The following is an 8,435-nucleotide window of genomic DNA, read 5'->3' on the forward strand; positions in this document are numbered from 1 at the left end:
GCGTCGGGCGGGCCCGGTGCCCGGCGGGCGGACGCGGTGCGGGGCGGGTGCCGGGAGAGGTCCGTGCGCGGGCGCCCCCTCGGTTGTCAGTGCCGGGTGCGAGACTTCCGCGGGTGAACGTTTCCCGCGAGAGTCGACCCGCGGCGGCCGTACCGCCGGCGGAGCAGCCGATGCCGACGCCGGGCCTGCGGCAGCGGCTCACCGAGCTGCGCGGCCCCGGTGTCCGCCCGCGTGCGCTCGACGCCCGCGCGCTCGCCGCGCTGGCCGCCAACCCCGGCTGCCGGCGCCGCGCGCTGCTGGACGGCGCGGGCGTCGACAAGGCCGCGCTGGCCCAGGCGCTCGGCTCCCCCGCGGCGTACGGCCGGTCCCAGTTCGCGATCGTCCGCGGCAACGCCTTCGAGGCGCGGGTCAAGGCCGACGGCGGCGCGGAGCTGATGCGACTGCTGCGCGAGCGGCTGCGGCCGGACGCCGCGGCGCCGGAGGAGACGGCCGGGGATACGGAGACCGCCGTCCCCGATCTGTCCGCCGCCGGTCCCGAGGGCCGCGCGGCGCGTACGGCGCTGGCGCTGCGCGCGGCGACCGAGGCGGGCGGCTGGTCGCTGCTGGACCATCCGCTGCTCGCCGTCGAGGTGGCCGGTTCGCCCGCCTATGTGGAGCCGGACGCGGTGGTGGTGCATCCGGACGGCGGCTGGACGGTCGTGGAGATCAAGTCCTTCCCGATGATCGACGGCGCGGCGGACGCCGCCAAGGTGGGCGCCGCGGCCCGGCAGGCGGCGGTCTACGTCCTCGCTCTGGAGCGGGTGGCCCGGCAGGTCGCCGCGCGGACCGGCCGCGAGGTGCGCGTCCGCGACCGGGTGCTGCTGGTCTGCCCGAAGGACTTCTCCAACCTCCCCACCGCCGCGGCCGTCGACATCCGCCGGCAACTGGCCGCGACCCGGCGCCAGTTGGCCCGGCTCACCCGGGTAGAGGAGATCGCCGCCGCACTGCCGCCGGGCACCACCTTCGATCTGCGGCTCGCGGACGACGGCACGACGGCGACCCGCCCGGCCGGGGAGCTGGCCGCGGCCGTGGAAGCGGTCGGCGCGGAGTACGCCCCCGAGTGCCTGGCCGCCTGCGAGCTGGCCTTCCACTGCCGCGGACGCTCCCGCGAGGACGGCGCGGTGGCGGCGCTGGGCCGCGGCCTGCGGGGCGAACTGGGCGGTCTGCGCACCATCGGGGAGGTTCTCGCGGCGGCGGCCGGACCACCGGCGCCGGCGCACGGGGCCGCCTCGTGCGCCGGCGCGGCCGGCCCCACCGGACACGGCCCAGGCACCCCAGGCACCCCAGGCACCCCAGGCACCCCTGACAGCTCTGACAGCCCCGACAGCCCCGACACCCCTGATGACCCCGCCGTCACCGCCCTGCGCCGGGCGGCCGCGCTGCGCGCCGAGGCGCTGGCCGGCGCTGCCCCGGTGGCGGGCCGCCGACCCGAGGAGCCGGGATGTCACTGATCGGGACGCTGGCCCGGATGGAGGCGGTGGCGGCCGGCCGCGCCCGGCCGCTGACCACGGTCCGGCACCGCCACCTCTCCGAACACCCCCTGGTCCTGGTGCCGTTGACCACCTCCGGCGAGGCCGGTGCCCCGCTCGGCGCACTGGTCGGCACGGACCGCGAGAAACCGCTGCTGCTGGCCGTGCCACAGCCGCGCGACCGCGATCTGCGGTTCGCCTTCCTCGCCGAGCTGGCCGAGGCGGTGCTGCCGTACCTGGACGGCTTCGCGGACGGCATCGAGTGGGAGGAGCGCCAGGAGACCGACCCGGAGACCGGCAAGAAGGTCCCGGTCCAGGTCGAACTCTGCGCGGACGCACCGCAGTTGATCGTGCCGAGCGCGCCCGGCGTCGGGTACGTACGGCTGCTGGGCCGCTCGATGCGGTTCCGTCGGACGGCCGAGCAGGATCCGCAGGCGCCGTACCCCGCGCCGCCGCAGGTCCCGCTCCTGGGCCGCTGGTTCACGCATATCGGTGAGCGGGCCCGGGTGCCCGGCGCGAGTCTGCTGCTGCCCATGACGGGGCTGCTGACCCGCCACTGGGCGACCGGCCAGAGCATGCTGGAGGACCAGCATCTGGGCGCGCTGCTCGCCTGGATCGACCCGCCGCCGGGCACCTCGGGGCGGGCCGCGGCCGAGTACGCGGAGTCGGCGCGGGGCGCGGACGGCCAGCTGCGCTGCCCGCCGGCCGGGCCCGCCACGGACCCGGCGTTCGACAACCGGCTGCTCGCCCCCGCGATGGCCCGCTACGACGCCGGGCTGCCGGGCGCCGAGGACGACATCCGCGGCCTCGTCGAGAGCCTGCTGCGGCCGACCTGGGACGCCGTGTGGCAGGGCATCGACCTGCTGCGCGCCCTCCCCGCGGGCGCCCACGTCGCCGACCGCTGGAAACGCGACCGCTGGTCGTACACCGCGCACCGCGACCGGGTACGCGCCGGGGAGCCGCCGCAGCCCCGCCGGGACGACGCCGTCACCGCCGCGCGGAAACTGTCCGCCCGGGAGAGCGCGCAGGCGCAGCTGGACGCGCAGGAGGCCCTGGACGACCCGCTGGTGATGGCGGAGCGGCGGCTGGCCGGTGCGGCGTTCCAGGGCACCGTCACCGCGGTCGAGCCGGCGTTCTCCGAGGGCCGGCGGCCGATGCCGCGCCCGCTCGTCACGCTGCGCACCGCCGACCGGCCGCAGCTGTCCGAGGGCGGCAAGCTCTACCGCCCGCTGGCCGACGGGAAGACCCAGACCGCCGAGTTCGCCGGGTTCGCGCCGGACGAACCGGATGCGCTGGTGGTGCGGCTGACCGGCGGTATGGGGCGCGGCCGGGAGCCGGCGCCCGGTTCGGTGCCGGAGCCGGACGACACGGTGTGCTGGACCCTGTTCGAGCACGCCCCGCGCGGCGGCCCCGCGCTGCCCGACCCGCAGGACACTCCCTGGACGCACGGCGGCCCGCCGCCGGACCCGGCCGCGGAGAGCCCCGACCCCGTGACCGCGGAGGACCTGCTGTGACCGGCACCCGCACCCCCGCCGCGGCGGCCGCCGCCGCGACCGACGCGATCCTGCACGACACGCTGCACGGCGACCACCGCGGGGTGGTGGTCGACTCCCCGCCCGGCGCCGGCAAGTCCACCCTGGTGGTCCGGGCGGCCCGCGAACTGGCCGCCGCGGGACGCCCGTTGATGGTGGTCGCGCAGACCAACGCCCAGGTGGACGATCTGGTGCTGCGGCTCGCCGAGCAGGACCCGCAGCTGCCGGTCGGCCGGCTGCACAGCAGCGAGCCCGGCGCGTACGACCCGGCGCTGGCCGGGCTGCCCGCGGTCCGTACGTCCGCGAAGATCGCGGACCTGGCCGGGCTGGACGTCGTCGTCTCGACGGCCGCGAAATGGGCCTACACCAAGGTGGCCGAGCCATGGCAGCACGCCATCGTGGACGAGGCGTACCAGATGCGGTCGGACGCGCTGCTGTCCGTCGCCGGGCTCTTCGAGCGGGCGCTGTTCGTCGGCGATCCGGGGCAGCTGGACCCGTTCAGCGTGGTCGGCGCCGACCAGTGGGCCGGGCTGGCCTACGACCCGTCGGCGAGCGCGGTCGCCACGCTGCTGGCCCACAACCCCGGTCTGCCGCAGCACCGGCTGCCGGTCTCCTGGCGGCTGCCGGCCTCCGCCGCGCCGCTGGTCTCCACCGCGTTCTATCCGTACACGCCGTTCCGCAGCGGCACCGGCCACGGCGACCGGCGGCTGGCGTTCGCCGTGGCCGGGGACGGCTCGGGCGTGGACCGCGTCCTGGACGAGGCGGCCGAGGCCGGCTGGGGCCTGCTCGAACTCCCCGCCCGCCATACGCCACGGACGGATCCGGAGGCGGTGCGCGCGGTGGCCCTGGTGGTGCGCCGGCTGCTGGACCGCGGCGGCGCGGCGACCAGCGAGCGGTCGGCCGCCCCGGCGCCGCTGACGGCCGCCCGGATCGCGGTCGGCACGGCCCACCGCGACCAGGCGGCGGCCGTCCGCGCGGCGCTCACCGCTCTGGGGGTGAGCGGCGTCGCGGTGGACACCGCCAACCGCCTCCAGGGCCGCGAGTTCGATGTCACGGTCGTCCTGCACCCGCTCTCCGGCCGGCCGGACGCCACCGCCTTCCATCTGGAGACCGGCCGGCTGTGCGTGCTCGCCTCCCGCCACCGCCATGCCTGCATCGTGGTGTGCCGGGCCGGCGTCACGGAGCTGCTGGACGAGCACCCCTCGACGGAGCCGGTGCAGCTCGGCGTGGCGGTGAAGTTCCCGGACGGCTGGGAGGCCCATCACGCCGTCCTGGCACACCTCTCGGAGCACCGGGTGCGGTGGCGGCCTTGAGTCACGGGATCGGATGCCTCCGAAAACAAGATCGCACAGCAGAATAGGGCAGGGCTGCCCCACCCGGCTACCGCACCCTTGACGTGAGCAAGCCAGCAGGGTGAGGGTCGTGCAACCAGGCGCAACGCGCTCGACAGCGGAGGTTGTCATGGCACTACGGTTCGTCGGTAAAGATCCAGAGTCCGGGGACCACGGTTCCCCGGCCGTGTGGGTCGATGAGGACACAAAGGATCTCCTCTTCCAGGGGTGGAAGGCGGACGAGCAGACGACGAGTGAAAGCTCAAAGGATGTTGCGATCCCCGACCACGAAGCAGTGATCCGGGTACCGAAGCAGATGATCCCGCTTCTCAGGGAGGCACTTGATGTCGCAGAGCTTGACTAGCTTTGCTGACCTTCTCCGGGCCGCTGAGCGGTCAGCCGTCCATCTGGAGATGCGCGACGCGTACGGCGTAGAGAACGAGATCGAGGGGTTCGCGGAGTGGAAGAAAGGTCATCGCCTCGACCCCGACGACCGCGAGTCGTGGTGGCGACCGTGGCTCGACCTCGTACAGGAGGTCACGAGCAAGGGTGTGCTGATTCGCCGTGCTCGGATCGTTTCGGAGCCGGTGAGCGACTACATCCGCTTTGAGCACTCCGGCACGTTCACGAACGTTGCGGCGGGTGAACAGATCCGTTGGCTCCCTCGCCACCAGGCGTCAGACCTCGCTCTACCGGGCAACGACTTCTGGCTGTTCGACGGCCGATTGGTCCAGTTCAATATCTTTGATGGGGACGGCCGGTGGGTCCACACTGACCAGACCGAGGAACCTGCGGTCGCTCAGCACTGCGCCTCGGCGTTCGAAGCGGTGTGGGAGCGCGGAATCCCCCACGAGAAGTACAGCGTCTGACGCAGGCCGGCCGGTTCATGTCCTCGTCCCCGCTCTCCAGCGCCCAGGCGGCACGCGCCGCTGTGGCAGCCCGGTTGCAAGGCATCATGAAGGATGCCGGGCTCACGGGGCATGAACTGGCGGCCCGGTGCGGCTGGCACAAGTCGAAGTCCTCACGGATAGCCCGTGGCAAGACACCACCCTCGGACGCCGACATCCGGACTTGGTGCACAGCCTGCGGCGCTGAGGATCAGATCGCAGACCTCATTGCGGCCTCACGCAACGCTGAGTCCATGTATGTCGAATGGCGGCAGATCCACCGCGACGGGATGCGCCGGGTCCACGAACAGACGGTGCCCCTCTATCAACGCACCCGCCACTTCCGCGTGTACGCCTCCAATCTCGTGCCGGGGATGCTTCAGACAGCCGAGTACGCCACGGGCCTGCTGCGGTCCATCACGGACTTCCAGGGCACCCCAGACGACGTTGCAGACGCTGTGCAGGCCCGATTGGATCGCTCCCGCGTTGTGCGGGAGGGCGACCACCGCTTCGCATTGCTGCTGGAAGAAGCTGTTCTCTACTACCGCGTCAGTGATGATGCCGCGTTGGCGGGACAACTCGGCTACCTGCTGTCGGTGATGGCTCAGCCCAACGTCTCGCTCGGAGTTATCCCGTTCAGCGCCCGCCGTACGGTCTGGCCGCTGGAAGCGTTCTATGCCTTCGATGACGCTCAAGTGGCTGTGGAAACGCTGACAGCAGAGATCAACGTGACGGCCCCCGGTGAGATCCGGACGTACCTAAAAGCCTTCGCAGAGCTGTCGAAGATCGCAGTGCGCGGCCCTGAGGCGCGCGCCTGCATCACGAGGGCGATCGATTCGCTCGGATGAATCTGTGCAACCGCGTGCAACATCATGGACCGGCAACTTCGCCCCTCCCTACCGTCCTTGGCACAGCCACTCGACGTACGGAGGCGGGGGCATGGCTATGACCATCGCGGTCTACAGGGTGACGAGGGACAGCATCACGGAGCGGATCCCAAAACACGAAGTGGCGCCTGCCTCAGAGCCCTTGATGTCGAACCGCTTCCCTCTGTGTCACTGCCCCATCCATGCGGACAACCCGTGCGCTCCAGAGAACGAGCGCGCTTTCCGCAACCGAGGGTGAGTAAACACCCGGTTCGGCATGGCTCCACGCACCCCTCTACCTGGAGGTAGGCACGATGAACACAGCAGTTCAGACCCGCACCCGCGACCCGCAGATCATCCTCAACGCACTGGCGCACCGTGTTCCCCACCTCATCACCGAGACCGAATCGACCTTGTGGCAGCGGGAAATCGCGCTGCTCCTGCGCGACAACAGCGTGATGACCCGTGACACCGCCGAGCGGCTTCTGGGTCAAGCCATCGCCTACACGATCACCGCCATGGAGCGGAAGGGCGTGGACATGGGTGTCGGCTACACGGTGGACGTGGCCGTGCACGCTCTGATCCTGGACACTCCGCTGTACTTCGCTCTGTGCGACGAGTACAACGGCGGCCAGTACAAGCATCACGCGCCGCTGGTCGAACGGCGCTGCGACGGCACCGTAATGCGTACAGCGGAGATCCTGCGGGACAACGGATTCGCCGTGGACGATGAACTGTGGGCCATGGACGCGGCGGAGTGCTCGCCGTGTGACAACAAGGTGCCCGACAGCCACTAGCAACGCCCTGTTCGGTGTCCCTCCCTCCCCGCCCTGGGGAAGGAGGGACACCGAACCAACCCTGAAGCCGAGGAAGACAGTTGCCTGCTCAGCACAACATCGACTCCGAACGCGAACTCTGGGATACCTTCGCGGAGAGCTCCAAGGACAAGGTGTTCGACTCCGAACCCGTCTTCTGCTGGACGCAGTACTCCGGGCACGGGCCAGGCTCCGAACTACTGGGAGATCCGGCGACCGTGCTGGAAATCGGATGTGGCACGGGGCGAGCGCTTGCCTACCTCGCGCAGCAGGGAGTAAAGGCAACGGGTGTGGACCTCTCCCCCGTCATGGTTGCGAACACCACGGAACGGTGGGGCCCGTTGGGAGCGCGGTTCGTCTGCGCCGAAGTGCTGGACCACCTCAGTACCAGTACGGACACCTACGACGCCATCTATTCGATCTTCGGGGCGGTGTGGTTCACCGATCCGGCCAAGCTGCTTCCTTTGATTGCCGAGCGGTTGAATCCGGGCGGCGTGCTCACGTTCTCTCATCCCCCGGCTATCCCCGGCGCGTACGGCCCGCAGGGTATGTACAAGGGTGGGTTCGCAGGCAAGGCCATGTACACGTACCGGTACAGCTACACGCCCCGGAAGTGGGAAAGCCTCCTGCTCAAGGCCGGGTTCAAGGACGCGGATGTACAGGTCTTGGATGCTACGAAGGAAGACCACATCGGAACGTTGATCGCTCGTGCGGTAGTGAGCTGAACCGAAGCAAAGCAAGAACGCCCCGGCAGCCCACCTGTCCACTCTGGGGGCACCTGTACCGGCGTGGACATCGCACCCAGCCAGCACGAGAAGGCCGTAGCCCGATGGGGCCACCTCCCCGGTCTCACCTTCCACACGGCGGAGGTGACCGACTTCCTGACCCGTACGGCAGGGCCCTTCGATGTGGTGCTGTCCATCTTCGGACCCGTCTGGTTCACGGCCCCTGAACAGTTCCTCCCGCTGATCCGTAAGAGGCTTTCCCATAGTGGCGTACTGGCCTTCTCCCACAAACCCCCAGCCGGCACACAGCCGGTAGGACCCCTGAGGGAGGCCAAGGCGGTAACCAGGTGGGACTACTCACCAGAGGAGTGGTCAGCCTTCCTGACCTCTTCCAGGTTCTCGGATATCAGAGCCGAGACCATCGCTCCCCCAGAAGGAAAGGGAACAGAAGCCCTCCTGGTAAGGGCCTACGCGTAGGCCGTAGAGCCCCCTCCGCCATCCCGGCAAGGGGGTTTCTTTATGCCTCTAGCCGCCTAAGGCGTTGAATTGGCATCCGCCCCTTAAATTCTATTGGCCGACCACCCCTGGAGAGCCACGATCCGCCGACTCTCTCTTCAACTGGACAACACTCGCCACCCCACCCTCTGACACGAAAATAGGGGCTTGAACGCTGGCCCGGTGCACGGGTTCAGACGGCTTCGATCGGGTCGAAACGGACGGTCAGGCCGAGGCTGTTGGCCTCCTTGATCATGCGGCGTATGGCTCGTTGGG

9 protein-coding genes are annotated in these 8,435 nt (G+C 70.5%); all 9 read left to right on the forward strand.

What is annotated here, in order from left to right:
* The first annotated feature begins 113 nt into the window (after nucleotides 1-113).
* Nucleotides 114-1,490, forward strand: coding sequence for a hypothetical protein (locus ACLJWH_RS33660; protein ID WP_411145575.1), 1,377 nt, complete (start codon nucleotides 114-116; stop codon nucleotides 1,488-1,490).
* A complete protein-coding gene (locus ACLJWH_RS33665) occupies nucleotides 1,481-3,022 on the forward strand; it encodes a hypothetical protein (protein ID WP_411145576.1) in 1,542 nt (513 codons plus the stop codon). Before ACLJWH_RS33660 ends, ACLJWH_RS33665 begins: the two co-directional genes overlap by 10 nt.
* Nucleotides 3,019-4,353, forward strand: coding sequence for an AAA domain-containing protein (locus tag ACLJWH_RS33670; protein WP_411145577.1), 1,335 nt, complete (start codon nucleotides 3,019-3,021; stop codon nucleotides 4,351-4,353). Before ACLJWH_RS33665 ends, ACLJWH_RS33670 begins: the two co-directional genes overlap by 4 nt.
* Nucleotides 4,354-4,501: 148 nt before the next feature.
* Nucleotides 4,502-4,735, forward strand: a complete 234-nt coding sequence (locus tag ACLJWH_RS33675; protein WP_411145578.1) for a hypothetical protein — start codon at nucleotides 4,502-4,504, stop codon at nucleotides 4,733-4,735.
* Nucleotides 4,716-5,240, forward strand: a complete 525-nt coding sequence (locus ACLJWH_RS33680) for a DUF6879 family protein (RefSeq protein WP_411145579.1) — start codon at nucleotides 4,716-4,718, stop codon at nucleotides 5,238-5,240. Before ACLJWH_RS33675 ends, ACLJWH_RS33680 begins: the two co-directional genes overlap by 20 nt.
* Nucleotides 5,241-5,257: 17 nt before the next feature.
* Nucleotides 5,258-6,106: a helix-turn-helix domain-containing protein gene (locus ACLJWH_RS33685; protein WP_411145580.1), complete on the forward strand. Its 849-nt coding sequence runs from the start codon at nucleotides 5,258-5,260 to the stop codon at nucleotides 6,104-6,106.
* Nucleotides 6,107-6,438: 332 nt separating this feature from the next.
* Nucleotides 6,439-6,921 carry a hypothetical protein gene (locus tag ACLJWH_RS33690; RefSeq protein ID WP_411145581.1) on the forward strand — a complete coding sequence of 161 codons (483 nt, stop codon included), beginning with the start codon at nucleotides 6,439-6,441 and terminating at the stop codon, nucleotides 6,919-6,921.
* 80 nt (nucleotides 6,922-7,001) lie between these two features.
* Nucleotides 7,002-7,664, forward strand: a complete 663-nt coding sequence (locus ACLJWH_RS33695) for a class I SAM-dependent methyltransferase (protein WP_411145582.1) — start codon at nucleotides 7,002-7,004, stop codon at nucleotides 7,662-7,664.
* 63 nt (nucleotides 7,665-7,727) lie between these two features.
* A complete protein-coding gene (locus ACLJWH_RS33700; protein ID WP_411145583.1) occupies nucleotides 7,728-8,141 on the forward strand; it encodes a hypothetical protein in 414 nt (137 codons plus the stop codon).
* The last annotated feature ends 294 nt before the right edge of the window (nucleotides 8,142-8,435 follow it).

Origin of the sequence: Streptomyces sp. x-80 (genome assembly GCF_046549095.1) — a bacterium.
Lineage (GTDB): Bacteria > Actinomycetota > Actinomycetes > Streptomycetales > Streptomycetaceae > Streptomyces > Streptomyces celluloflavus.

Bases quoted from the DNA above. Each gene is read 5' to 3' on its own strand.
- ACLJWH_RS33665 (WP_411145576.1), top strand. From the start codon at position 1,481: ATGTCACTGATCGGGACGCTGGCCCGGATGGAGGCGGTGGCGGCCGGC.
- ACLJWH_RS33675 (WP_411145578.1), top strand. From the start codon at position 4,502: ATGGCACTACGGTTCGTCGGTAAAGATCCAGAGTCCGGGGACCACGGT.
- ACLJWH_RS33680 (WP_411145579.1), top strand. From the start codon at position 4,716: ATGTCGCAGAGCTTGACTAGCTTTGCTGACCTTCTCCGGGCCGCTGAG.
- ACLJWH_RS33685 (WP_411145580.1), top strand. From the start codon at position 5,258: ATGTCCTCGTCCCCGCTCTCCAGCGCCCAGGCGGCACGCGCCGCTGTG.
- ACLJWH_RS33690 (WP_411145581.1), top strand. From the start codon at position 6,439: ATGAACACAGCAGTTCAGACCCGCACCCGCGACCCGCAGATCATCCTC.